This window comes from Pseudomonas sp. NFACC04-2, from assembly GCF_900119265.1.
In the GTDB taxonomy this organism is placed as follows: domain Bacteria; phylum Pseudomonadota; class Gammaproteobacteria; order Pseudomonadales; family Pseudomonadaceae; genus Aquipseudomonas; species Aquipseudomonas fluorescens_AA.
Genome location: NZ_FPJC01000003.1, coordinates 160,416 through 185,941 on the forward strand (window position 1 = coordinate 160,416; position 25,526 = coordinate 185,941).

At 61.1% G+C, this 25,526-nt stretch carries 17 protein-coding genes and 1 pseudogene; 12 read left to right on the forward strand and 6 right to left on the reverse strand.

Annotated elements, in window-relative coordinates:
• Window positions 1-117: 117 nt before the first annotated feature.
• Window positions 118-1,581 (reverse strand): efflux transporter outer membrane subunit, encoded by a 1,464-nt coding sequence (locus tag BT125_RS05280; RefSeq protein ID WP_072405502.1) that lies wholly within the window; start codon window positions 1,579-1,581, stop codon window positions 118-120.
• A gap of 218 nt (window positions 1,582-1,799) precedes the next feature.
• On the opposite strand from BT125_RS05280, the gene BT125_RS05285 reads away from it, so the two are divergent.
• The 7 genes from BT125_RS05285 to BT125_RS05315 all read left to right on the forward strand — a co-directional run bounded on the left by BT125_RS05285 (window position 1,800) and on the right by BT125_RS05315 (window position 15,785).
• Complete coding sequence (locus BT125_RS05285) at window positions 1,800-2,909, forward strand: efflux RND transporter periplasmic adaptor subunit (RefSeq protein WP_072405503.1); 1,110 nt, start codon at window positions 1,800-1,802, stop codon at window positions 2,907-2,909.
• Window positions 2,906-5,986: an efflux RND transporter permease subunit gene (locus tag BT125_RS05290; protein ID WP_072405504.1), complete on the forward strand. Its 3,081-nt coding sequence runs from the start codon at window positions 2,906-2,908 to the stop codon at window positions 5,984-5,986. Before BT125_RS05285 ends, BT125_RS05290 begins: the two co-directional genes overlap by 4 nt.
• Before the next feature lie 53 nt (window positions 5,987-6,039).
• Entirely contained in the window at window positions 6,040-7,332 is a 1,293-nt protein-coding gene (fabF, locus tag BT125_RS05295) for a beta-ketoacyl-ACP synthase II (protein ID WP_072405505.1), read from the forward strand.
• 229 nt (window positions 7,333-7,561) lie between these two features.
• A complete protein-coding gene (locus tag BT125_RS05300; RefSeq protein ID WP_072405506.1) occupies window positions 7,562-9,277 on the forward strand; it encodes a type I secretion system permease/ATPase in 1,716 nt (571 codons plus the stop codon).
• Window positions 9,278-9,296: 19 nt separating this feature from the next.
• On the forward strand, window positions 9,297-10,607 hold the full coding sequence (locus BT125_RS05305) for an HlyD family type I secretion periplasmic adaptor subunit (protein WP_256573717.1): 1,311 nt from the start codon (window positions 9,297-9,299) through the stop codon (window positions 10,605-10,607).
• A 1-nt stretch (window position 10,608) separates the two neighbouring features.
• Window positions 10,609-11,952, forward strand: a complete 1,344-nt coding sequence (locus BT125_RS05310) for a TolC family protein (protein ID WP_072405508.1) — start codon at window positions 10,609-10,611, stop codon at window positions 11,950-11,952.
• A gap of 86 nt (window positions 11,953-12,038) precedes the next feature.
• Entirely contained in the window at window positions 12,039-15,785 is a 3,747-nt protein-coding gene (locus BT125_RS05315; RefSeq protein ID WP_072405509.1) for a M10 family metallopeptidase, read from the forward strand.
• A gap of 209 nt (window positions 15,786-15,994) precedes the next feature.
• Here the strand turns inward: BT125_RS05315 and BT125_RS05320 are convergent, their stop codons facing one another.
• From BT125_RS05320 to BT125_RS05330, 3 genes are all read right to left on the reverse strand, one after another.
• On the reverse strand, window positions 15,995-16,558 hold the full coding sequence (locus BT125_RS05320; RefSeq protein ID WP_072405510.1) for a cytochrome b: 564 nt from the start codon (window positions 16,556-16,558) through the stop codon (window positions 15,995-15,997).
• 105 nt (window positions 16,559-16,663) lie between these two features.
• A complete protein-coding gene (locus BT125_RS05325; RefSeq protein ID WP_072405511.1) occupies window positions 16,664-18,118 on the reverse strand; it encodes an aldehyde dehydrogenase family protein in 1,455 nt (484 codons plus the stop codon).
• Between the two features lie 38 nt (window positions 18,119-18,156).
• Window positions 18,157-19,530 (reverse strand): aspartate aminotransferase family protein, encoded by a 1,374-nt coding sequence (locus BT125_RS05330; RefSeq protein WP_072405512.1) that lies wholly within the window; start codon window positions 19,528-19,530, stop codon window positions 18,157-18,159.
• Between BT125_RS05330 and BT125_RS28565 the strand changes: the two genes are divergently transcribed.
• The 4 genes from BT125_RS28565 to BT125_RS05345 all read left to right on the forward strand — a co-directional run bounded on the left by BT125_RS28565 (window position 19,517) and on the right by BT125_RS05345 (window position 23,155).
• A complete protein-coding gene (locus tag BT125_RS28565) occupies window positions 19,517-19,777 on the forward strand; it encodes a hypothetical protein (protein WP_139271683.1) in 261 nt (86 codons plus the stop codon). The two genes, BT125_RS05330 and BT125_RS28565, sit on opposite strands and share 14 nt — an antisense overlap.
• Window positions 19,746-20,714 carry a helix-turn-helix domain-containing protein gene (locus tag BT125_RS05335; RefSeq protein WP_072405513.1) on the forward strand — a complete coding sequence of 323 codons (969 nt, stop codon included), beginning with the start codon at window positions 19,746-19,748 and terminating at the stop codon, window positions 20,712-20,714. Before BT125_RS28565 ends, BT125_RS05335 begins: the two co-directional genes overlap by 32 nt.
• Before the next feature lie 58 nt (window positions 20,715-20,772).
• The gene (locus BT125_RS05340) at window positions 20,773-21,513 is read left to right on the forward strand and encodes an IclR family transcriptional regulator (protein WP_072405514.1); all 741 of its coding nucleotides are present in this window, start codon (window positions 20,773-20,775) and stop codon (window positions 21,511-21,513) included.
• A gap of 193 nt (window positions 21,514-21,706) precedes the next feature.
• Window positions 21,707-23,155, forward strand: a complete 1,449-nt coding sequence (locus tag BT125_RS05345) for an APC family permease (RefSeq protein WP_072405515.1) — start codon at window positions 21,707-21,709, stop codon at window positions 23,153-23,155.
• Between the two features lie 66 nt (window positions 23,156-23,221).
• On the opposite strand, the gene BT125_RS05350 is transcribed toward BT125_RS05345, so the two are convergent.
• Complete coding sequence (locus tag BT125_RS05350) at window positions 23,222-23,605, reverse strand: winged helix-turn-helix transcriptional regulator (RefSeq protein ID WP_072405516.1); 384 nt, start codon at window positions 23,603-23,605, stop codon at window positions 23,222-23,224.
• Window positions 23,606-23,706: 101 nt separating this feature from the next.
• Between BT125_RS05350 and BT125_RS05355 the strand changes: the two genes are divergently transcribed.
• Window positions 23,707-24,825 (forward strand): NADH:flavin oxidoreductase, encoded by a 1,119-nt coding sequence (locus BT125_RS05355; RefSeq protein WP_072405517.1) that lies wholly within the window; start codon window positions 23,707-23,709, stop codon window positions 24,823-24,825.
• A gap of 118 nt (window positions 24,826-24,943) precedes the next feature.
• Here the strand turns inward: BT125_RS05355 and BT125_RS05360 are convergent.
• A pseudogene (locus BT125_RS05360) lies at window positions 24,944-25,264 on the reverse strand (sulfatase); the annotation flags it as partial.
• Window positions 25,265-25,526 lie beyond the last annotated feature (262 nt).

Genomic DNA, 25,526 nt, shown 5'->3' on the forward strand with positions numbered 1-25,526 from the left:
CAAGATTGAAAATAGTTGTGATTGACTGATCGCGAGCAAGCTCGCTCCCACAGGAAATGAGCGTTAACCCTGGGGGAGCGAGCTTGCTCGCGATGACAGCCTGGTGTTCATGTCAGATCATCGGCTCGCGATGGGCTGGGGTGGCTGCGGCGCTTGCCAGCCGCCGCCGAGCGCCCTGAATGCCGCGACCGCCGCCCGTGCCGATTCCGTCCGTGCTTGTGCCCGGGCATCGGATGCCTGGAGCAGTGTTTCGTCGGCGTTGAGGACATCGATCAGGCTGGCCGTGCCTTTCTGATAGGCAATAAAGGATGATCGACGGGCCTCGCTCAATGATGCTTCGCCTGCGCTGAGCGTGGTGGCCTGGGCTTCTCGGTTGACCAAGGCGGAGAAGGCATTCTCGACATCCTCGGTGGCGCGCAACGCGGACTGGCGGTAAGCGGCCAGCGCCTCGGCCTCCTGTCCCTTGGCCTGGTCGATCTGGGCGTTGATCCGGCCAAAATCGAACAGCCTCCAGCGCAGTCCCAGTGCCCCCGACGCCTGGCTGGCGCCGCCGGAGAAAAGGTGCCCGGCAGAGACCGTAGTGGCGCTGCCGAGCAACGCGCTGAGGGAAAATTTTGGATAGTACTCGGCGACGGCTTCACCGATGCGGGCATTGGAGGCGGCCAGACGGCGCTCGGCGACAATGAGGTCCGGCCGGCGGCGCAGCAAATCAGCCGGCGTACCCATCTCGCTGATTTGTGGGGGCAGGGGAATGCTAGCCGTCTCGGTCAGTCGCGGGCGGTGGGTGCCTGGCGGCGTGCCGAGCATGACATCCAGCGCATTCATGGCGGCATCCAGCCCGGTTTGCAGGACCGGTACCGTTGCTTGGACCTGGGCAAGTGCGCCCTCGGTCTGGCGGACCTGATAGCTGGCGGCGAGCCCTTTGCTGTAGAGCAGCTGGACTTTTTCCAGCAGGTCCTGCTGGGTCTTGACCTGACGGTTCGCAATGTCCAGTCGCGCTTGCAAGCCGCGCAGGGTGATGTAGATGTCAGCGGTCTGTGCGGCGACGGCCAGCCTCGTGGCCGCGGCCCCGGCCTCGGAGGCCTGGTACTCGGCCAATGCAGCTTCGCGTCCGCGTCGCAGGCCACCAAAGACATCCAGTTCCCAGCTCGCGCCCAGGTCCATCGAGTAGGTATTTCCATATCGATCATAACCGGGGGTTGAATCGAGCACCTTGCCCAGCGGCGTCTCGACGGATTGATAGGCCCGTGCGGCCTGGCCGCTGATATTTCCCGACGGCAGCATGGCGGCGTTGGCGGCGCCGAGACCTGCCCGCGCTTGGGCAACGCGCGCTAAGGCCTGGGCAAGGTCGAGGTTCTGCTCCAGCGCCCTGGTGATGAAATCGGTCAGCACCGGGTCGCCAAAACCCTCCCACCAGACTGTGAGACTGGTCCGTGTTGTGCCGGTCCTTTGTTCGACAGAAGACTGGCCCAGAAAACGATCCGACAGCGCGGCATCGGGGCGCTGATAGTCCGGACCGACCGCGCAGCCGGTCATCAAGCTGGCGCTTACTAAAAAAGCAAGGGGGCGCAGGGGTGGCATTGACGTTTCCTTGGGATCAACATTTGTGACCATATTATATGATGGTCACACTCTGTCAATTGGTGGTGGAAGTGGTCTTCGGAATTGAAAGTCTAGTATTTACTGGGTTTCTGTAAAAAATTAGCTTTCATAAACTACCCAGCGATATGTGACCATTGACAGTATTGGTCACGAGCGCAAGAATGAGTTCCCAATCCTCCATTCAGTAAAGGGAACCTATGCTCCGGCTCCGACCTGTCACCCTTGCCGCTTGCGTGTTGCCTCTTGTCCTCACGGCGTGTGGCGACTCATCCACTGCCACCGATCCGCGCACGCTTGCTCCTCTGGTGAGGGTTGCGCAAGTACAGGGTTCCTCCGCCGGCGCTCGTTCCTTCACCGGCGTCGTGGCGGCCCGCGTCCAGAGCGACCTGGGCTTTCGTGTGTCAGGCAAGGTCCTGGAGCGGTTGGTGGATGCCGGTCAGGCCGTCAAGAAGGGCCAGCCGCTGATGCGTCTGGACCCCATCGACCTGGGCTTGCAGGCGCGAGCCCAGCAAGAGGCTGTCACGGCCGCCCGCGCCCGGGCCAAGCAGACCGCGGACGATGAGGCTCGATATCGCGAGCTGGTGGCCGCCGGGGCGATTTCGGCGTCGGGCTATGACCAGATCAAAGCCGCCGCCGATACCGCGAAGGCGCAGCTCAGCGCCGCCGAGGCGCAAGCCGACGTGGCCCGCAATGCGTCCGGCTATGCGGTGCTCCTCGCCGACGCCGATGGTGTGGTGATGGAAACGCTTGCCGAGCCGGGGCAGGTCGTCAGTCCGGGTCAGCCGGTGGTCCGACTGGCCCGAGCCGGGCAGCGCGAAGCCGTCGTGCAACTGCCCGAGACCTTGCGGCCGGCCGTCGGGTCCAGCGCCCAGGCGACATTGTATGGCAACACCCGCGGGGCGGTCGCCGCCAAGCTCCGCCTGCTTTCCGAGTCGGCTGACCGGGTGACCCGTACCTTTGAAGCACGCTATGTCCTGGAGGGCGCCCTGGCTAATGCCCCGCTGGGCTCGACCGTCACGCTGCGTATCGCCGAGGGCGTGACCCAGGGGCAGGTGCTGCAAGTACCGATTGCGGCGCTTTACGACCCCGGCAATGGCACGGGCGTGTGGGTCATCGACGGCGAACCGGCAAAAGTGACTTGGCGTCCCGTCCAGGTCTTGGGCTTGAGTGACGACGCGGCGCGCGTTGCAGGCCGTCTCAACGTCGGTGAGCGCATTGTCGGCCTGGGTGCGCATCTGCTGCGTGAAGGCGAGCCCGTCCGGCTGCTTGCGCAGGGTGATGTGAACGTCGCGGGGACCCGTCAATGAGCTTCAACCTTTCGGCGCTCGCCGTGCGCGAGCGCGCCATCACGGTATTCCTGATTTTCCTGATCGCCGTCGCCGGGACCCTGGCGTTCTTCAAGCTTGGCCGCGCGGAAGATCCGCCGTTCACAGTCAAGCAACTGACCGTCATCACAGCATGGCCGGGGGCGACGGCGCAGGAGATGCAGGATCAGGTCGCCGAGCCACTGGAAAAGCGCCTGCAGGAATTGAAATGGTACGACCGCTCGGAAACCTACACCCGACCCGGCCTGGCTTTCACCATGGTCTCGCTGCTGGACCGTACGCCGCCCTCGCAGGTGCAGGAAGAGTTCTACCAGGCGCGCAAGAAGCTCGACGACGAAGCCACCAAGTTGCCGGCGGGGGTGATCGGGCCACTGGTCAACGACGAGTACTCGGACGTGACGTTTGCGCTGTTTGCCCTCAAGGCCAAGGGTGAACCGCAACGCCTGCTGGTACGTGATGCCGAGGTTCTGCGCCAGCGCCTGTTGCATGTGGCGGGGGTGAAGAAGGTCAACATCATCGGGGAACAGGCCGAGCGCATTTTCGTTTCCTTCTCCCATGACCGGCTGGCGACCTTGGGTGTTTCCCCCCAGGACATCTTCGCCGCACTGAATAGCCAGAACGTACTGACGCCCGCCGGCTCCATCGAAACCAAGGGGCCGCAGGTTTTCCTGCGGGTGGAGGGCGCCTTCGATAAATTGGAGAAAATTCGTGACACGCCGCTGGCCATCCAGGGGCGCACGTTGAAGCTCTCGGACGTGGCGACGGTTGAACGTGGCTATGAAGACCCGGCCACCTTCCTGGTGCGCAACAACGGCGAAGAAGCGTTGTTGCTGGGCGTGATCATGCGCGAGGGGTGGAACGGCCTCGATCTGGGCAAGGCGCTCGATGCCGAGACGAGCAAGATCAATGAAGACATGCCGCTGGGCATGACGCTGACCAAGGTGACCGATCAGGCGGTGAACATCAACTCGGCTGTCGACGAATTCATGGTCAAGTTCTTCGTTGCCTTGCTGGTGGTGATGGTCGTCTGCTTCATCAGTATGGGCTGGCACGTCGGGATCGTGGTCGCGGCGGCAGTACCCTTGACCCTGGCCATCGTGTTTGTGGTGATGGCGGCCACCGGCAAGAACTTCGACCGGATCACTCTGGGCTCGCTGATTCTGGCCCTCGGATTGCTGGTGGACGACGCCATCATCGCGATCGAAATGATGGTGGTGAAAATGGAGGAGGGCTACGACCGGATCAAGGCCTCCGCGTACGCCTGGAGCCACACGGCCGCACCAATGCTGTCCGGTACGCTGGTGACGGCGATCGGCTTCATGCCCAACGGCTTCGCCCAGTCCACCGCTGGCGAATACACCAGCAACATGTTCTGGATCGTCGGCATTGCCCTGATCGCTTCCTGGGTGGTCGCGGTAGCGTTCACCCCCTACCTGGGGGTGAAGATGTTGCCGGACATCAAGAAGGTCGAAGGCGGGCAAGCGGCCATCTACGACACCCCACGCTACAACCGCTTCCGGCGAATCCTGACGCGGGTGATCGCCCGCAAATGGCTGGTGGCCGGCACCGTCATCACACTGTTTGTGGTCGCCATCCTGGGCATGGGCCAGGTCAAGAAGCAGTTCTTCCCGACCTCGGACCGTCCCGAGGTCATGATCGAAGTACAAATGCCCTATGGCACCTCCATCGAGCAGACCAGCGCCGCCACCGCCAAGGTTGAGGCGTGGCTGCAAAAACAGGCGCAAGCCAAGATCATCACGGCTTACATCGGGCAGGGCGCACCGCGCTTTTTCCTGGCGATCGCGCCAGAACTGCCGGACCCATCGTTCGCCAAGATCGTGGTGCTGACAGACAACCAGGAAGCACGGGAAGCCCTCAAGCTCCGCCTGCGCGAAGCGGTCGCTGAAGGGCTGGCCCCGGAGGCACGGGTCAGGGCGACGCAAATTGTCTTTGGTCCGTACTCACCCTTTCCAGTGGCCTACCGGGTGATGGGACCTGACCCGTCGAAACTGCGGGAGATCGCAAGCCGCGTCCAAGACGTCATGCAAGCCAATCCGATGATGAGGACCGTCAACACCGATTGGGGCCCACTGACGCCGACGTTGCATTTCAATCTGGACCAGGATCGCTTGCAGGCGGTTGGACTGACGTCCAGCGCCGTCGCCGAGCAACTGCAATTCCTGCTGGCCGGGGTGCCGATCACGGCGGTTCGCGAGGACATTCGTTCGGTGCAGGTGATGGGACGCGCCGCCGGGGATATCCGCCTCGATCCGGCCCGGATCGAGGGCTTTACGCTGGTGGGCGCGGCGGGGCAGCGTATTCCGTTGTCCCAGGTTGGCGAAGTGGACGTGCGCATGGAGGATCCGATCCTGCGCCGCCGTGACCGGACCCCGACCATTACCGTGCGCGGCGACATTGCCGAAGGCCTGCAACCGCCGGATGTGTCGAGTGCAATTATCAAGCAACTGCAACCGATCATCGACACGCTGCCCGGCGGCTACCGGATCGAGCAGGCGGGGGCCATCGAGGAGTCTGGCAAAGCCGGCCAGGCCATCGTGCCGCTGGTGCCGATCATGATTGCCCTGACGCTGCTGATCATCATCGTCCAGGTGCGCTCGATCTCGGCCATGATCATGGTGTTCTTCACTGCGCCGCTGGGGTTGATCGGCGTGGTGCCGACGCTGCTGATTTTCCACCAGCCATTTGGCATCAACGCCCTGGTGGGGCTGATTGCGCTGTCGGGCATCCTGATGCGCAACACGCTGATCCTGATCGGGCAGATCCATCAGAACGCAAAGGAGGGGCTGGACCCGTTCCACGCGGTCATTGAGGCCACGGTGCAGCGGGCTCGTCCGGTGCTGCTGACGGCGCTGGCGGCGATCCTGGCATTCATCCCGCTGACCCATTCCGTTTTCTGGGGAACGCTGGCCTACACCCTGATCGGCGGCACCTTCGTCGGCACCATCATAACGCTGGTGTTCCTGCCGGCGATGTATGCCATCTGGTTCAAGATCCGTCCGGTCAATACCGTTCAAACTGAAACAGCAACCCTGGCATAAGCGATTAATCGCATACCGCTCCAGTGAGCGCCTACAGAACTGAAGAGGTTTCCATGAGTAGTGCAGCAGGTCAAACACGCATTGTAGTCACGGGCGTCGGCATCGTCGGCCCCCTGGGTTGTGGTGTGGAGCAAGTCTGGCAGCGGCTGCTGGCTGGGCGTTCCGGCATCCGTAGCCTGCCTGAGGCGTTCACTGAGGGGACCGGCGTCGGGGTTGGCGGCCAGGTGCCCTCTCTGGAAGAGGATTCTGTTGCCGGTTATGACCCGGAACGCTTTATCGCGCCCAAGGATCGCAAGAAAATGGATCGCTTCATCGAGTTTGCGCTGGTGGCCGCCCATGAGGCCCTGGAGCAGGCGGGCTGGCATCCGACCGAAACCGTCGACCAGGAGCGGACCGCGACGATCATTTCATCGGGCGTGGGTGGGTTTGGCGCCATTGCCGATGCCATACGCACCACCGACTCGCGGGGGCCGCGTCGGCTGTCACCGTTCTCTGCACCGGCGTTTCTCGCCAACATGGCGGCCGGCCACGTGTCCATCCGGCATGGCCTCAAAGGCCCCCTCGGTGCACCGGTAACCGCCTGTGCCGCCGGCGTCCAGGCCATCGGCGACGCGGCCCGGCTGATCAGGAGCGGGGAGGCGGACATTGCCGTTTGCGGCGGTACCGAGGCGGCGATCGATCGCGTGACCCTGGGTTGTTTCGCGGCGGCCAGGGCGCTCTCCACCGGTTTTGCCGAACGCCCGCAGGAAGCTTCGCGCCCCTTCGACCGTGATCGCGATGGCTTTGTCATGGCCGAAGGCGCGGGGTTGCTGGTGATCGAGTCGCTGGAACACGCCTTGGCGCGTGGGGCCAAGCCCCTGGCGGAACTGGTCGGTTATGGCACCAGCGCCGATGCCTACCACCTGACGGCCGGCCCGGAAGACGGCAACGGCGCCCGCCGCGCAATGGAACAGGCGCTGCGCCAGGCCGCTGTCAGCCCAGCCGACGTGCAGCATATCAATGCTCACGCGACCTCTACCCAGGTCGGCGACAGCGGAGAACTGGCGGCGATTCGTTCGGTGTTCGGCACGCACTCCGGGGTGGCGATTACCTCGACTAAATCGGCTACCGGCCACCTGCTGGGCGCGGCCGGGGGCATTGAAGCCGTTTTCACGGTATTGGCGCTGCGTGACCAGATCGTGCCGCCAACCCTGAACCTGATTCATCCTGACGAGGCTGCCGCTGGGCTTGATCTGGTTGGCTTGAAGGCCAGGAAGATGCCGATTACCCATGCGCTCTCCAATGGGTTTGGGTTCGGTGGAGTCAATGCCAGCGTGTTGTTTCGTCGTTGGGAGGCTGAGACTTGAGTATTTGATCTTGTGTCGCCCGCCGCGCAGGGCCACCCGCGTGGCGTATCACCTGTCACGCCAATTTCGATCTTTCCTTAAGAACTGCAAAACCGTGCCGATACAACGCGGTAGATCCGATTGTGCGGGCGCTCCAGTGGTACCCGCCGAGCGGTATTCCAGGCGTTCGCGTGCCTGTGCCCTTGTGATTTTTCAGGTTTGACCAGAATCGGACCTCAGGTGATGAACCATGTCAGCCCACGCCAGGACCGAACTGGAAGGCGCCCTTGCCGTCTGCAAAGGTAGTTTTCTTTCCGTTGGTTTTTTCAGTTTTTTTGTCAACTTGCTGATGCTGGTTCCTTCGTTCTACATGCTACAGGTGTATGACCGCGCGGTAGGCAGCGCCAGCCTGTCGACGCTGTTGATGCTGACGCTGATCATGTTGCTGTTGATGATCACGATGGGTGGTTTGGAGTGGGTCCGTTCGCGAATCATGGTGCGGATCAGTACTCGACTGGACACGCTGCTGAGCCAGCGTCTGTTCGACGCCAGTTTCAAGCAGGCGCTCAATACCAGTGGCATGAATGCCACGGCCCAGCCCTTGAGCGACCTGAACGGTTTGCGCCAGTTCCTGACGGGCAACGGGCTGTTTGCATTTTTCGATGCGCCGTGGATCCCGATCTACCTGGCTGTCATGTTCATGTTTCACTCCTGGTACGGCTGGATGGGGATCGTGAGTGCCGTGTTGCTGGGCGCGCTGGCCTTTGCCAACGAAAAGCTCACCCACTCGCCGCTGCAGGCTGCCAACCGTGAACAAATGGCGGCCACTGCGTTCACCAACAAAAGCTTGCGCAATGCCGAAGTGGTGGAATCCATGGGCATGCTTGCCAGCTTGCGCGAGCACTGGAGCGGGCGAACCCATAAGATTCTCGCCCTGCAAAGCCTGGCCAGCGACCGTGCCGCGACCATGACATCGGTGTCCAGGACGTTCCGGCAGATCGTTCAGTCGCTGGTGCTGGGCCTGGGCGCCTATTTGACGATCAATCACGAGATTTCGTCCGGGCTGATGATTGCCGGCTCGATTTTGCTAGGGCGTGCGTTGGCGCCCATCGATCAGTTGATCGGCGTCTGGAAAGGCTTCCTGGGCGCCCGCTCGCAATATGCACGACTGCACGAGTTGCTGCTCAAGATTGCCGCCGAGCCTGAACGCATGCCGTTGCCGGCGCCCGAAGGGGCGATTCGCGTCGAGGATCTTTCGGCGGGATCGCCGGACGCTCGCAAACCGATTATCCGTGGTGTGAATTTCCAGGTGGCCGCAGGCGAGGTCGTGGGCATCATTGGACCCAGCGGTGCGGGGAAGTCGACCCTGGCCAGGGCGTTGTTGGGCGTCTGGCCAAGCCTGGTCGGCACCGTGCGCCTGGACGGTGCGGACATCAGCCAATGGCGTCGGGAGGAGTTGGGCCAGTACATCGGTTATCTGCCCCAGGACATCGAGCTCTTCGAAGGCACGATCAGCCAGAACATTTCCCGCTTCGGCCCGGTGAACGCACCTGCCGTGGTCGCCGCCGCGCGCATGGCGGGCGTACATGAGTTGATTCTGCAACTGCCCGATGGCTACGACAGCCTGATCGGTGCCAATGGCGGTGGGTTGTCCGGCGGCCAGCGACAACGTATCGGCCTGGCCCGCGCCTTGTACGGTGAGCCGCGCCTGGTGGTGCTCGATGAACCCAACTCCAACCTGGACGATGCCGGAGAAAAAATGCTCGCCGAGGCGCTGCAAAAGCTCAGGCAGAGCAGGGCCACGGTATTTGTCATTACCCATCGATCCGGCGTGCTGGCGCAGGTGGACAAGCTGCTGGTGCTCAATCATGGCGAACTGAGTCTGTTCGGGCCACGGGACCAGGTCTTGGCACGCCTGCGAGACGTAACACCCGCGGCCCGCCAGGCTGCCGCGATTCAACCGTAGGAAACGGATGAGCCATTTCATGCAAAACAGTCAGCACTCATCCACTGCGTTGCCCGTCGATGACAGGCCGATACGCCGCGTCGGCTACCTCATGCTGCTGGTCACCTTTGGCCTGTTCGGTGGCTGGGCGGCATTGGCCCCCCTCGACAGCTCGGCACTCGCGCCGGGCGTGGTCACGGTCAAAAGTTACCGCAAGACGGTGCAGCACTTGGAAGGTGGCATCGTGCGCGAACTGCGCGTCCACGACGGGGACCTGGTGAAAACCGGCGATGTGTTGCTGGTGCTCGACAACACCCAGGCGCGTTCGGAAATGGAAACGACGCGCAGCCAGTTGATCGCCGCGCTCCAGTTACAGGCCCGGTTGGAGGCAGAACGTGACGCGCTGTCCGAGCCTGTGGCGGTGCCGACCCTGGACCCCGCTGACCCGCGAGTACAAGAGGCCCGGGACAGTGAAGCACGAATTTTCCAGACTCGACGGACCTCATTGCTGGGCGAAATCGGTTTGCAAGAGAAGACCATCGGACAAATCGAGGAACAGATTCGCGGATTCAAGGCCATCATTGCCAGCAAGCAGATGCTGGCGGCCTCTTATCAAGACGAAATAGTCGATCTGCGGGCACTGCTTGCCGAAGGCTACGTGGACAAGCAGCGCCTGCGTGAGCAGGAGCGCAGCCTCGCTCGCCTGCAAACCGAAATAGCCGAAAGCCAGTCCGAGATCGCGCAAGCGCGGGTCCATGTCGACGAGGCGCAGTTGAAGATCCTGCAATTGAAAAAGGCCTTCGCCAGCGAAGTGGCCGGCCTGCTGGGCGATGCGCGGACCAAGGTGTATGAGTTGCGCGAACGACTGGCCACCTTGCAGGACCGCGATCAACGTACCGATATCCTCGCCCCCGAGTCCGGAATGGTCATGGGCATGACCGTCCACACCCTCGGTGCCGTGGTCAGCCCGGGCACTGCGCTGCTGGACATCGTCCCGGCCAACGAGGAATTGATCGTCGAGGCGCAAGTGTCGCCGATGGACATCGACCGCATCGCGTTGGGCAAGTTGGCGGACATTCGCTTCAGCGCATTCAAGAGCAGCACCACGCCCGTCATCGAGGGGCGGCTGGTGCAGATTTCCGCCGACCGTCTGATCAACAAGGACACAGGCACGGCTTATTACCTGGCGCGCGTAGCCCTGACGGACAAAGGGCGCCAGACGTTGGGCAACCTTACCCTGGTGCCGGGAATGCCGGTCGAAGTGCTGGTCAATACGGGCGCGCGGACGCTGTTGCAATACTTGATGCAGCCCGCGAGCAATGTGTTCGCCCGTTCGTTGATCGAGGACTGAGATGAAGCGCCTGATCATCCTGTGCCTGGTCCTCATGCCACTGGGAGCCCTCGCTGACGACACTTATGTCGACCTGTGGCAATTGCACCAGGAGGCGCAGGGGGCCGATCCGCGCGTCCTGCGGGCACAAGCCCTGACCCGAAGTGGCGAGGGCAAGGAGCGGGCAGCCTTCGGTCAATTGTTGCCGCAACTCAACGCCAGCGGCAGCGTCAACCGCGGCCGGCGCGACGACGACCTGAACCGTATCCAGTACAACGGCAAGCGCATGGCCGTGGTGCTCAATCAGGTGATCTACGATCCGCAGGTCTGGCGCAGTTACCAGAAGTACATCGAGTTGGCCCGGCAGAGTGGCTACGAGTCGACCGATACCCAGGTGCAGGCCAGCATCGACCTGTCCGAGCGCTATTTCGCCGTGCTTGCCGCGGAAGACGAGCTGTCGTTGGTGCGCAGCGAACTGCAGGCGACGGAGCGTAACCTCAAGCGGGTCAAGGCCTTGTACGCGCGACAGATGGCGATGGTGACCGACGCACTGGATCTTGAGGCGCGGGTGGATGCGCTCAAGGCAGACGAGATCGAAGCCAGCAACAAGGTCCTGGTCAGCCGTGAAGCGATTTCCGAACTGGTGGGGCGCGATGTCAGCGAGCGGTTCAAGCGCATCGGCGACAATCCAGCCTTCAGCCTGCCGGCGCAAGCGCAGGACTACTGGGTGCAGACGGCACTCGACAGCAACCCGGCGCTGCAAGCCCGGGAGCACAGTGTCCTTGCTGCCGAGGCGGCCATCGCTGAAAACAAGGCAGGGCATCTTCCCCGGCTGGGCCTGAACTTGACGGCGCAACGCAGTGATATCGGTTATGAAGGCGCCGTGACGCCTCGCTCGGACAACCTCGTTGCCTCCCTGGATTTGCAGATGCCGCTCTACAGCGGCGGCTCCACCCGGGCACGAGTATCGAGTTCCGAAAGTGACAAGGAAGTCGCCCAGCAAGAACTGGAGGCCTTGCGTCGCCAGGTCATCAAGGAAACCCGCACGGCTTATCTCGGCATGAGCGCCGAACTCAGCCGGATCAAGGCAACACGGCGTGCGCTGGAGTCTGCCGAGAAGTCACGCATGGCCACGGAAAAAGCCTTTGGCTACGGGGTCAAGAATGCCGTCGATGTGCTCGATAGCATCAAGGAAGAGTTTCGTGCACGGCGTGATTTCTATCAGTCCCAATACAAGTTCGTGACCAGTTTGCTGGTGCTGCATCGCTGGAGCGGTCGATTGGGAGATGGGGATATTCGTCGGGCGAATGAGTGGTTGGTTGCGCCGCCATCGTCTGATTTGGGATCAAAAATAGTGGCTAAGTGATGTCAATCTCAACGCTTCTCATGCAAAATAACCCTATGTAGCGGCCGCATCCAGGAAGGTCCGCAGATAGCCCACAGGAAACATACATGCCCAGTCCATTAGGTTATTCATCCATTTCGTACGCAAAGCTGACCGGCAACGCACAGGTCAATAGCTTGCTCTATGGCACTTACTGGACTGGCAGCTTGAGCACCACGTCCTTGACGTACAGCTTCATGACGATGAGTTCGTTGTTCGCCAGCAACTACAGCAGTGAAAATGAATACGAGGCTGGTTATGTTCTATCGTCCGCGCAAAAAAATGGCATTGTCAGCGCGCTAGGCACATGGAGTTCGGTTGCCAACATTCAATTCCGGCAGGTCAGCGAGACGGCCAGCAACGTTGGTGACTTGCGGTTCGGTGGCTATCTGTACATGGACGATGACACCGCTGCCTGGGGCTATTTCCCGGGTAACACCCCCAGCGCCGGGGATGTCTGGCTGGGGCCTGTCACGAACAACCCGGCTCCCGTCAAAGGTACCTACGACTACCTGGTATTCATGCATGAGATTGGCCACGCCCTGGGGCTCAAGCATCCCTTCTCCCCCAGCTCGTCGAACTCAACCGTGCTTTCTGCTCAGTTCGATGATGTCCGTTACACGATCATGAGCTACAACACCGCGTACGCCTATGAGCCAACCACCCCAATGCTGCTGGATATTGCCGCCATCCAGAGTCTCTATGGCGCAAACACCCAGTGGCAGACGGGTAATAACACCTACAGTTGGGCCGTCGGCCAATCGGTTTTCGAGACGATCTGGGACGCAGGCGGCAATGACACGATCGACGCAAGCAATCAGCTGACAGCGGTGCGCATCAATTTGAATGAAGGCCAGTTCAGCAAGATCGGCCAAACGTTTCTGAAGCTCGACACCCAGACGGCCTTCAATGAAGGATTGGCGATCGCCTACGGGGCCAAAATCGAAAACGCAATCGGCTCGGCCAATGACGACACACTGATCGGCAATGCATTGGCCAACCTTCTGAACGGTCGTGCCGGTAAGGATACGATGATCGGTGGAGCGGGCAGCGACACTTATGTTGTCGATAATATCGGTGACAGGGCGCAGGAAAGCAGCACCTTGGCCAGCGAAATTGACACTGTCATCTCGTCGGTCAATTACACCCTGGGTGCCAACATCGAGACCCTGACGCTGAGCTCAACCGCCAATCTCAACGGCACGGGCAACGCGTTGAGCAACCGCATCAACGGCAACGCCGGCGCCAATACCCTGGATGGCGGCGGCGGTATAGATACTCTCGTTGGCGCTGCCGGCAATGACATTTACGTGGTGGACAACCTCAAGGATGTCGTCACCGAAACCAGCACCCTGACCAGCGAAATCGACTCCGTACGTTCTTCGGTGAGCTGGGCCCTGGGCGCCAACCTGGAAAACCTCATCCTGACCGGTTCCGCTCATCTCAATGGCACCGGCAACGCTCTGAACAATGTGCTGACCGGCAATGCCGGTAATAACGTGCTGAACGGTGGAGTCGGACGGGACACCCTGATCGGCGGGGCGGGAAATGACACCTATGTGCTCGATCGAGCCGATGAATTGGTCCTGGTACAAGAGAATGTCAATCAGGGCAGTGATGGCCTGATCGTCACTTACACCGCGAGTTCGTCGAGCAGTGTCCTCAACCTGAACCTGAGCAATCTGCGCAACGTCGAAAACGTCGTTCTGAACGGCATTGGGGCGTTCACGGTGGTTGGCAACGAGCTGAATAACAGCCTGCTGGGCAATGCCTCCGTGAACAACCTTCAGGGCGGGGCAGGCAACGATGTTCTTGATGGGGGGGCAGGTGCCGATACCTTGATTGGCGGCACTGGCAACGACACCTACGTGGTCGACAATCTCAAGGATATCGTCAGTGAAACCAGCACCCTGGCCGGTGAAATCGATACCGTGCGCTCCTCCCTGAATTGGAACCTGGGAGTCAATCTGGAGAATCTCACGTTGATCGGCAGCGCCAACCTCAATGGTAACGGCAACGCCCTGAACAACGTACTGATCGGCAACACCGGCAACAACGTACTGAGTGGTGGGGCAGGTAACGATGCCCTGGACGGCAGCAGCGGTATCGATACCCTTATTGGCGGTACCGGCAACGACACTTACTGGGTCGACAACCTCAAAGATGTCGTCACCGAAACTAGCACCCTGGCCGGCGAAATCGATACTGTGCGCTCCTCGGTGAGCTGGACCTTGGGCGCGAATCTGGAAACCCTGATCCTGGCTGGGTCCGCCCTGCTCAATGGCACCGGCAACGCTTTGGGCAACGTGCTGATTGGTAACGCCGGCAACAATGTGCTGAGTGGTGGAGCAGGCAGTGACACTCTGGATGGGGCCGGCGGTATCGATACCTTGGTTGGCGGTAGCGGCAATGACACTTACGTGGTCGACAACCTCAAGGATGTCGTCACCGAAACCAGCACCCTGACCAGCGAAATCGACACCGTGCGTTCTTCGGTGAGCTGGGCCCTGGGCGCCAACCTGGAAAACCTCATCCTGACCGGTTCCGCTCATCTCAATGGCACCGGCAACGCTCTGAACAATGTGTTGACCGGCAATGCCGGTAATAACGTGCTGAACGGTGGAGTCGGGCGGGACACCCTGATCGGCGGGGCGGGGAATGACACCTATGTGCTCGATCGAGCCGATGAATTGGTCCTGGTACAAGAGAGTGTCAATCAGGGCAGTGATGGCCTGATCGTCACCTACGCCGCGAGTTCGTCGAGCAGTGTCGTCAACCTGAACCTGAGCAATCTGCGCAACGTCGAAAACGTCATCCTGAACGGCATTGGGGCGTTCACGGTGGTTGGCAACGAGCTGAATAACAGCCTGCTGGGCAACGGCTCCGTGAACAACCTTCAGGGCGGGGCAGGCAACGATGTTCTTGATGGGGGGGCAGGTGCCGATACCTTGATTGGCGGCACTGGCAACGACACCTACGTGGTCGACAATCTCAAGGATATCGTCAGTGAAACCAGCACCCTGGCCGGTGAAATCGATACCGTGCGCTCCTCCCTGAATTGGAACCTGGGAGTCAATCTGGAGAGTCTCACGTTGATCGGCAGCGCCAACCTCAATGGTAACGGCAACGCCCTGAACAACGTACTGATCGGCAACACCGGCAACAACGTACTGAGTGGTGGGGCAGGTAACGATGCCCTGGACGGCAGCAGCGGTATCGATACTCTTATCGGCGGTACCGGCAACGACACTTACTGGGTCGACAACCTCAGTGATGTCATTAGAGAAACCACCGTCCTGGGCAGTGAAATCGATACCGTGCGCTCCTCGGTTGGCTGGATCCTGGGGGCCAATCTGGAGAATCTCACGCTGACTGGCACTGCCTTCATAGGTATCGGTAACGACCTGGATAACGTGCTGATCGGCAACGCCGGGCGTAACGTGCTGGATGGCGGGACGGGCAATGACACACTGATTGGCGGCCTGGGCAGTGACAGCCTCACTGGAGGAGGCGGAAGCGACCGTTTTGTTTTCAATACGCTGGGTGAGCTGGGCACAGGTTTTAACCGTGACTCCATTTCCGACTTCAGTAGCCTGCAGGGCGACAAGTTGGACCTGTCGAAACTCGATGCCAATCTCCTGACCACGTTTGCCGACACGTTCAGCTTCATCGATTCGAATGATTTCACGGCAGCGGGACAATTGCGCTTCGTCGACCAGATGCTGTACGGCAACGTCAATGGTGATTTGGGCGCGGATTTTGAAATCCAGCTGACGGGTGTCAATACCCTCAACGCCAACGATCTGATCGTTTGATAGCTCGGGCCCTGTGAGGAAAATCCAGGGCCCTTTCTGTATCAAGTGTCGCGTTGTCACCATGTGCCTGCTGCTTGCGCTGGCGCCCGGTCACTTGCTGCCGGAGGATGCGGAACTCGTCAAGCCAGTCGCTTTGCTGGCGGACTTTACCGAGGCTCGTCGGTGGGAGCCATGAAGGCGTTGGCATTTTTCGCCAACGCCTGATCGAGTCACAGCATGCGGCGCAGGACATCGTTTCGAGGGTCGCGGTCATAAAACCGGTGCTTCAGGGCACCGGCGACATGCACCAGGATCAGGCCGAGCAGGGTGTAGGCGAGCACTTTGTGCAGCCATTGGAAAACCACGAACCAGTCGTCATTCTTGCCCAGTAGCTCGGGAAGGTTCACCCCAAAGAAAAACACACCGTCGCTCATCGTGTAGGTACTCGACATCGAATAGCCCATCAACGGCACGATCACCAGCAGCGCGTACAAGGTACGGTGGGCGAGCCGTGAAGACACCCGCTCATACCGTGCCAGCGTCTCTGGCGGTTGCGGCAGCCTGGCCGTTCTCACCCGCACGGCGATCTGGACCAGGACCACCAGGAATGCCAATACCCCAAAGGATTTGTGCCACGGGTAGTAGAGCTCATATTTGCTCGCCACTTCGTCATCCAGCCCAGTCATGTGCCAGCCCGCCCAGAGGAGGCCAGCGATGAGCATGGCGCGTACCCAGTGCAAAATTCGCAGGGATGTCGGATACCGATCAATTGTTGTTTGATTTACCGGATTCATCACGGTTTCTCCATCGATCATCAGAGCCAGGGGAATGCACGTTTGAACGGCCACCCTCTACAACACAGGGGCGTGGAGGGTGGCCGGGGCAGTGCGGGTTTACGCTTAGCCAGGCAGCAGCACGGTGATCACCTTCTCCTCGGTGTAGGCCAGTGCGCCGCTGAATCCACCTTCCCGGCCAATGCCGCTGGCCTTGACGCCACCCCAGGGCAGGTTGGCGTCCAGCGGGCTCCAGCAGTTGATACCCACGGCGCCAGCCTTTACCGCAGCGGCTACGCGGTGTGCTCGCACCAGGTCGGCGGTCCAGACCGTGGCCGCCAGGCCATAGGTGGAATCGTTGGCCAGGGCGACCGCTTCATCTTCGCTGTCGAAGGTGATCACCGTGCCGACGGGCCCGAAGATCTCATCCTGGGCGATCGCCATGCCATTGCGGGCATTGGCGAAGATCGTCGGCTGGACAAACCAGCCCTGTTCAGGGCTCGATACCCCGCCGGCCAATAGCGAGGCGCCTTGGTCGATGCCCAGCTGGATGTAGCGGTTGACGCGATCGAATTGCGCTTTCTTGGCCACCGGCCCCATCTGTATATCGGGTTGCCGGGGATCGCCCACCTTGACCGCACGGGCAGCATCGGCAAGCGCCGCGGCGAAGCGATCGGCGAGGCTGCGGTGCACCAGGATGCGCGAGCCCGCTGCACAGATCTGGCCTTGGTTGACGAACAGGCCGAGCGCGCAGCCGCGCAGCGCGTCCTCGAAGGAGGCGTCGTCGAAGACAATCTGTGGGCTCTTGCCGCCCAGCTCCAGTGCCACGCGCTTGAACAGCACGCCGGCGGTGCGTTGGATCTCGCGTCCGGCCTCGGGGCTGCCGGTGAAGCTGATCTTGGCGACGTGCGGGTGTTCGCACAACGCGCGACCCACCTCGCCGCCGTAGCCGGTGACCACGTTGATCACGCCGTCAGGGAAGCCCGCTTCCTGGGCCAGCGCCGCCAGGTGCAGCGCCGATTGTGGCGTCTCTTCCGACGGTTTGATGACCACGGTGCAGCCTGCTGCCAGCAACGCGGCGAGCTTCCACACCGTGATCATCAGCGGTGAGTTCCAGGGCACGATGGCGCCGACCACGCCCACCGGCTCGCGTATCGTGTACGAGAGGGTCTTGGCGCCGAAGTAGCCACCGGAGGGAATGGTGCGCCCCTCGAGCTGGTTGGCCCAGCCGGTGGCGGCGCGCAGGTTGGCGATCGCGTTGGGCAGGTCCATCCGGCGCGGTTCGAGCGGTGAGCGACCGATGGCGTTGGCGTCCAGGTCGGCCAGCACGTCAGTGTCGCGTTCCACCAGATCGGCCAGTTTTGACAGCAGTCGAGCGCGCTGGGCACCGTCGAGCTGGCTCCAGGCGCCACGTTCGAGTTGGTGGCGTGCGGCTCCCACGGCACGGTCCACGTCCTCGACGGTACCGCGGGCGCAGCTGCCGTAGACCTGTTCCGTCACGGGGTTGACGAGGTTAATGCAGCGGCCGTCAGAGGCTTCGAAAGACGCGCCTGCGATGAAGTGTTTCAAGTGCTCAGTCATTTTGAAGTCCATGAGTGATGTGCAGGAGTCGGGGCAGGTCACGCATCGAGGGCGTCCAGGGCATCGCCGAAGATGTCCAGGGCCTTGAAGAACAGCGCCCGTGAGATCGTCAGCGAGGGCATGACACGCATCACGTTGCTGTAGCGACCGCAGGGAATCATCAGCACGCCGTGGCTCAGCAGGTAACCCATGAGTTGGCCAATCTTTTCCGGTGCCAGTGGCGCCTTGGTGGTCGGGTCCGAGACCAGCTCGATCCCGATCATCAGGCCGCGACCGCGGACCTCACCCACCAGCGGGCTGCCGAAGCCACGGATACGCTCCTGTGCTTCCAGACCCAGCGCGTGGGCACGGTTGAGCAGATCGAGCTCCGGGTCCTGGAGGATGCTGATGTTGGTCAGCGCCACTGCCGCGGACAACGAGTTGGCGGCGAAGGTGTTGGGCATTGATCCGTCAGGAATTGCCGCCGCCAGGTCCGAGCGCATGATTAGGCCGGCCATTGGCAGGTCGCTGCCGATGCCCTTGCCAAAGGTGAGCATGTCGGGCTTCACGCCGGAGTGCTCGACCGCCCACATCTTGCCGGTACGCCCGGCGCCGGACTGCACCTCGTCGACGATCAGCAGCGCACCGCTGCGGTCGCAGGCCTTGCGCAACAGTTGCAGGAACTCTGGTGAGGGCGGCACATAACCGCCTTCGCCTTGCACCGGCTCCACGATCACGGCCGCTACGTCATCGGCGGCGGTGTAGGGGGTATTCAGCAGGTAATCCACGTACTCACCGGCGATCTGCTCGGCGCTTTTGTGCGTGGTATCGAAAGGGAAACGGTAGGCATAAGGGTAGGGCGCATGAATGACGCCACCCATTTGGGCACCATAACCCTTGCGATAGGCCGTGCCTGTCGTCAGCGCACCGGAAGCGTTCCACACGCCGTGGTAGCCACCGTGGAAGGCGATGATCTGGTGCCTCCCGGTGACTCGCTTGGCGAACTTGATGGCCGCCTCCAGCGCATCGCTGCCGCTTTGCGTGAAGAACGTGATGCAGTCACCGCGCAAGCCGTCGGGCGCGATCTCGGAGAGCTTGGCGGCCAGTTCGGTGCGCCGGGTGCTATTGACCTCCAGGGCGTGCATCAGCACTTCGGATTGTTCGCGAATGGCTTGCACCACTTTCGGGTGGCAGCGACCCACGCTGCTGACCCCTACACCAGCGGACAAGTCGATATAGGTGTTGCCATCGGCATCCTTGAAGGTCGCGCCGAATGCCCGGTCCATAGCCACCGGCATGCGTCCGCCGCCGCGTGCCATGGATTCGGTACGCGCCGACAATGCCAGCGCCTCGGTGGTTCGGGGGCCGGGAATGGTGGTGGTGATCCGCGGGGCATCCGCGAAATGGAGGGCTTCGAGTTTGGCTTCGCTCACGACGGTCTCTCAGGATGTCGGTTTCAGTGTGCCGATCATCCCCGTGGCCTGTTCCGGGCCGGTAGCCCGAATCGGCACATGGATGGGCCGCCGCGCGCGTCAGCACCGGAGCATAGACATTGCCCAAAGAAAATTTGCAGAATTCTCTTTATGTGAGAATATCGCTCAGGAAGGCGATCTAAAAAAGAAGAATATCGGCCGAGGCTTTCGTCATCATGAAAAACCAGAACATCAGCCATTTCCATGACATCCATGTCCACGCCGCCACCGTCCAGGAGTGGAGCCAGGATTACAACCAGTTGACCGCTGGTACGGCTGAGAGCTCACTTATCCAGTTGACGACGGCGCGCTGCCACGTGTTTCGCGAGCAGATCAACCAGCGTGTCGTGCAGCACGGCGTGGCCCCACGGGGCAAGATGTGTTTCGCTGTGCCGATCACCGTCCCGGGTTCGATCCGGATGCAAGGGCGGGAAGTGGACGACAGCAGCCTGTTCTTTCTTCATGGTGGCGAGGAGTTCATGTTCCATATGCCGCTGGGCATGGAACTGCTGGCGATCACCTTCGAGCGGGAGTTGTTCGAAGACGCGTTGGCGCAAACCGCGTCGGCCAAGGAAATCGCTCAGTTGTTGCGTCAGCCGGTGATCAAGGTGTCCACTCAGCGCTATGCCGAGGCTCGCCGCCGAATGCTGGCGGCGTTCTCTCAGGCGCTCTTGAGTGAAGAGCTCGACAATGCGCAAGACCGGGAACAGGCGCTGGAGCAGACCATGCTCGGCGAGCTGCTGCAATTGATGACCGACCCTGCCTGCGACAAGCAGCAGCGTACGCCAAGTTCCACGCGCAGCTACATTGTCGAAAAGTGCCACCGCCTGGCGACCGCGCAATTGAACAACGTGCCCAGCGTGGACGAGTTGTGCCAACGACTCCAGGTCAGTCGACGTACCGTGCAGAACAGCTTCCGCTCGGTGACCGAGACGACGCCGGTCAATTACCTGCGCTCCGTGAGGCTGAACGGTGTGCGCCGAACCCTGATGTCCACCCCCGCGACGCATCTTTCGATTGGCGATGCCGCAGCCCAGTGGGGCTTCTATCACCTCAGCCATTTTGCGGCGGAGTACCAGGCGCTGTTCGCAGAATTGCCGTCCCAAACCGCGCGCGCTGCCATCAGCGGTTGCGCCCTTGCTTGAGCCTTTGCCCGCTGCACCCGGCAGCGGGCGGGCTGGCCTGCACAAGGATGGGGAAAAGATGAATAGCCTTCGCCGTCTGCTCAGGGTCTTCGACTTGTTCCGCCCTGAACAGCCGGTCATCGACGTGGACGTGATTTGTCGGGAACTCGGCTACACGCCCGCCACTGCCTATCGTTATTTGCGTGAACTCGGTGACGCGGGTTTCTTGAAGCGATTGCCACGTGGCTACGCGCTCGGCCCACGGATCGTCACGCTGGAACACCAGATGGCCCACTACGATCCATTGCTAGCCTGCAGCCGGGGCCTGGTGGACAGACTGGTGACCGACACGGGCCTGGACGCACTGGTCAGCGAATGGCATGGCGACTCAGTGGTCAACGTGCTGATCCAGCGGGGGTCCGACGCCGGCCCCGTGGGTGGCGACCGGGGGCGGCCGATCGATCTTTTTCACAGCGCGACCGCTCGGGTCGTATTGGCCTATCTGCTGCCGCGCCAGATCCGCCGCATCTACGACGTCCACGCGAACCCCGCCGAAGTGCCGCATCAGGGGCTGGAGTGGAAACCCTTCACCAAGGAGTTGCTCGCTATCCGCAAGCAGGGCTACTGCATCAGCGAAAGCGAGCTGCACCCGGGGCGCAGTGGCGTCGCGGCACCGATCTTCGACGAAAAACGCCGAGTGCTCGGGAGCATGACCCTGGTGGGGCGTAGCGAGCGGTTTCATGCGTTCCAGCAGGGCTACCTGTGCGACCTGGTCACCGGTGCGGCGTCGGAACTGACGGCGCGTATTGCCTCGCAATAAGGCAAGCACAGCTGGACGGCTGGCTTTTTCGAGGGGAACGCGCCGATTACCGATTTGGGCTAATGGAGCGTTCGGGAAGAGGCATAGGATCGAGTCCAGCGTACGACACGAACAATAACGCTATCCGGTGACGGCGAGGGATTGACTGCACCGATTCTACAGCGATTGCCTCATACAATAAGGTCAAGAAAACATGAGTGTACCTCTCCCGGTCAATAGCTCCACGGAGCTCAAGCGTGGGGCCCTGGGTGTCGGCTTCATCATCTTTTTCGTGGTTTCGGCGGCGAGCCCCTTGAGCGTCATCGCCGGCGGCTTCCCTATCGGCATCATGCTGGGCAACGGCGCCGGCACACCGGCCTTGCTGATCCTGGCCTTGCTGGTGTTACTGGCGTTTTCGGTGGGCTACACCACCATGTCCCGGCACGTGACCAACGCCGGCGGTTTCTATGCCTTCACTTCTCGCGGCCTGGGTGGCCTGGCCGGTGGAGCGGCGGGGGTGCTGGCGATGTTTGCCTACAACATCCTGCAAGTCGGACTGTATGGCATGTTCGGTGGCGTGGTCAGCGGCACGATGGAAAGTGTCTTCGGCCTGGTCTTGCCCTGGTGGTCGTACTCGCTGATGGCGATGGCCAGCGTTGCTATTCTCGGCTATCGCAAGATCGATCTGTCCGCTCGGGTGCTGTCGGTCATTGTGATCGCCGAATACCTGGCGATCCTGCTCCTGGATTTCGCCATTCTCAAAACGGGCGGCGACAGCGGCATCAATCTCGACGCGTTCGATCGCAGCCACGTGTTCAGCGGCACGCCGTCCATCGGCTTGCTGTTCTGTTTCGCGGCGTTCATCGGCTTCGAGGCCACCACCATCTATGGCGAAGAGGCCAAGAACCCGCAACGCACGATCCCGATTGCCACCTACTGTTCGGTTTTGCTGATTGGCGGGTTCTATGCGCTGTCGGTCTGGTCGATGGTGATTGGCGTGGGGGCGGACAAAATTGTCTCCACGCTTCAGGCCTTGCAGGACCCGACGACGTTTATCTATGGCATGTCCGACCACTTTGTCGGCCCACACCTGACCCAGGTCATCCGCGTGCTGTTCATGGTCAGCATCTATGCCGGGCTGCTGGCGTTCCACAATGCCGCGGCCCGTTACTTCTACGCCATCGGGCGTGACGGTTTGCTGCCCAGCCGGTTGGGTACCACCCATCGCGTCCACCAGAGCCCGCACATGGGTTCGGCATTGCAGAGCTTGATCTCCGCCGTGGTGGTACTGATTTTCGCCGCCATGGATGCCGATCCGATCCTGCAACTGTTCGCCTGGCTTTCCAACCTGGCGACGCTGTGCGTGATTTTGCTAATGGCGCTGACTTCCGCAGCGGTCTGGGTCTTTGCCCAGCGCCACCCCGAACTCAAACTGGGGATCTGGCGTGGGCGGATTTTCCCTGGTTTTTCTTGTGTGGCGTTACTGGCGGTCCTGGTCATTGCGGTGGTGCATTTCGATGTGCTGACCGGCGCGAGCAAGGCCTTGTCATACGGCCTCTGCGCGATCATTCCCGTGGCCTTGCTGGCGGGTGTGTTTCTGGCGGCGCGACTGCGCAAAGTGGCGCCGCAGCGGTATTTGGGGTTGGGGAGTCATAAGCTCTAAACCCCCCATTTTGGACCCATGGGTCAGATACTGTGTGCATCCCTTGTAGCTTGGCGGCTAACCGAATCACTCCATCAGCTTAGACTCCGCGGCCTCGTCAAACTTCGACCGGGCCGCTTCAACCTCAGGCAACTTGTCCAGCGTCCATTTATGCAATTCGCGAAATGGCTGTTGAAGTGTTCGCCCCAGCGGGGTGATCTCATACTGCACTGCCACGGGCGAGAACGAAATGATCTGGCGCGAGACGAGACCATTGCGTTCCAACCGCCGCAGGCACTGGGTAAGTGCCTTCTGGGTGACGCCCTCCAGGCGACGCTTGATGGCGTTAAAGCGATGCGGCCCGTCATCGAGCACCGCCAGAACCATCATTGACCACTTATCCGCGATCTGGTCGAACAACGCCCGGCTTGGGCACTCCGACGAAAAACATTGCGGCTTTAATTCCAGCATCGAAGTTTCCTCACGTATACCTAGGCGATTTTAAGTGCCTAATTGACATCAGGTTTACAAAATATACTTTATGGCCTCCGAAAACAAATGGAGTCCATCCGATGTCGATCCTTGATACCAGCATCTTATTCCGTCCTTTTTCCATCCGGTCGCTCGAACTGAAAAACCGGATTGTCATGGCGCCGATGACGCGTCTGTTCTCACCCGAAGGTATCCCGGGTGAAGCAAGCACGGCCTATTACCAGCGGCGGGCGGAGGGAGGTGTGGGCCTGATTCTGTCGGAAGGCACCGTGATTGATCGCCCGGCATCGCGCAATGATGCCGGCATTCCTTTTTTTCACGGCGAAGCGGCGCTGGCTGGATGGAAGAACGTGATCGATGCGGTCCACAACGCTGGCGGGCGCATGGCACCGCAGATCTGGCACACCGGCTCGACGCGTTACATCAACGACTGGGAGCCAGATGCACCCGTTGAAAGCCCGTCGGGCCTTGTTTCGCCAGGTGACCTGCGTGGCGTGGCGATGAGTGAAGAAGACATTGCCGACACGTTGGCAGCGTTCGCCAAGGCCGCAGCAGATGCCAAGCGATTGGGCTTCGATACCGTTGAGATCCATGGAGCCCATGGTTACTTGATCGATCAGTTTTTCTGGTCTGGTAGCAATCTGCGTACCGACCGCTACGGCGGCCCGACAATCAAGGAACGCTCGCGTTTTGCCAGTGAGGTCGTCTCTGCCGTTCGTCAGGCTGTTGGCCCGGAGTTCCCGATCATCATGCGCGTCAGCCAGTGGAAGCAACAGGACTACGGGGTGCGCGTTGCCGAAACGCCGGCGGTGATGGAGGACTGGTTGTTGCCACTGGTCGAGGCCGGTGTCGACGTCCTGCACTGCTCGCAGCGCCGCTTCTGGGAACCTGAGTTTCCCGAAATTGACGGGGAGAACGGCTTGAACTGCGCGGGCTGGGCGAAGAAAGTCACTGGAGCCACGACCATCAGCGTCGGTTCGGTTGGGCTGGAGAATGATGTCACTAACGCCTTCGCCGGCAAGGGATCGGTCCCTGCGAGCCTGGATCGGCTCATCGAGCGTATGGAGCGCGGAGAGTTCGATCTGATCGCAGTAGGGCGTGTGTTGCTGAGTGACAAGGATTGGGTCGCCAAGGTGGAAAGAGGCGATTACGCGGATCTGAAGGGCTTCAATCCGGCATCTTTAGCTGAATTGGTTTGAATTGCAGTGTGGCCCGGGCATTTACACCCAGGCCACGCAGCATCACAAGCTATCCGGATCACCGAAGAATGCTTTGACTAGGCTCTAGGACCAATCATTGAGCATGAGAACCGCAGCGTCATGGAATATTGCGATAGAGCATCAGCCGAGCCGTTTCATGCAGCCCCCGTGTCAGCCCGTTCAAGCGCTGAAACTCCTCGGGATACTGCGCGGCCACATCGTCACGCGGCGTGGGTGATGCCAAGTCGTGCAGGGTCGGTGAACTGCCGTCGTGCTGCATCTGCAGCAGGAAGTCCTTGGTAACGCCGCCAATGATCGGGAGTGTACCCTCGCGCAGCACCAGCGGCACCACGCGCTCACCCTCGGGTGCCGGCTGCTGGATATCCTGGCCCAGCGCGCCATTTCTGAACGGTATACCCGCCATGCCCGCCACCGTCGGAGGCACCGACGGCGCTGGTGCCGAGGGATTCGAGCATGACGAAAATCACATTCGGCGGGCGCTCACCGGCCAGTCGATAAGGCTGCACGCCTTGCTCGCCCCGTGAGGCAGGGAGCATTCAGATCTGCATTTAATAGGTAGCAACTAGGGATGCCGCTAGTATCATTGTGTTGAATTCTAACGGCACCAATCTGGACTTATAATTCGAATAAATTCGAGTTGTGATCGAAAAAATCGAATGTGATTGGGTGTTCACGTGATG

Coding starts and splice junctions, on each gene's coding strand:
- BT125_RS05325 (WP_072405511.1), bottom strand. CDS start 18,118: ATGACTGAGCACTTGAAACACTTCATCGCAGGCGCGTCTTTCGAAGCC.
- BT125_RS05310 (WP_072405508.1), top strand. CDS start 10,609: ATGAAGCGCCTGATCATCCTGTGCCTGGTCCTCATGCCACTGGGAGCC.
- BT125_RS05305 (WP_256573717.1), top strand. CDS start 9,297: ATGCAAAACAGTCAGCACTCATCCACTGCGTTGCCCGTCGATGACAGG.
- BT125_RS05345 (WP_072405515.1), top strand. CDS start 21,707: ATGAGTGTACCTCTCCCGGTCAATAGCTCCACGGAGCTCAAGCGTGGG.
- BT125_RS05320 (WP_072405510.1), bottom strand. CDS start 16,558: ATGAATCCGGTAAATCAAACAACAATTGATCGGTATCCGACATCCCTG.
- BT125_RS05355 (WP_072405517.1), top strand. CDS start 23,707: ATGTCGATCCTTGATACCAGCATCTTATTCCGTCCTTTTTCCATCCGG.
- BT125_RS05300 (WP_072405506.1), top strand. CDS start 7,562: ATGTCAGCCCACGCCAGGACCGAACTGGAAGGCGCCCTTGCCGTCTGC.
- BT125_RS05290 (WP_072405504.1), top strand. CDS start 2,906: ATGAGCTTCAACCTTTCGGCGCTCGCCGTGCGCGAGCGCGCCATCACG.
- BT125_RS05335 (WP_072405513.1), top strand. CDS start 19,746: ATGAAAAACCAGAACATCAGCCATTTCCATGACATCCATGTCCACGCC.
- BT125_RS05340 (WP_072405514.1), top strand. CDS start 20,773: ATGAATAGCCTTCGCCGTCTGCTCAGGGTCTTCGACTTGTTCCGCCCT.
- BT125_RS05285 (WP_072405503.1), top strand. CDS start 1,800: ATGCTCCGGCTCCGACCTGTCACCCTTGCCGCTTGCGTGTTGCCTCTT.
- BT125_RS05350 (WP_072405516.1), bottom strand. CDS start 23,605: ATGCTGGAATTAAAGCCGCAATGTTTTTCGTCGGAGTGCCCAAGCCGG.
- BT125_RS05280 (WP_072405502.1), bottom strand. CDS start 1,581: ATGCCACCCCTGCGCCCCCTTGCTTTTTTAGTAAGCGCCAGCTTGATG.
- fabF (WP_072405505.1), top strand. CDS start 6,040: ATGAGTAGTGCAGCAGGTCAAACACGCATTGTAGTCACGGGCGTCGGC.
- BT125_RS05315 (WP_072405509.1), top strand. CDS start 12,039: ATGCCCAGTCCATTAGGTTATTCATCCATTTCGTACGCAAAGCTGACC.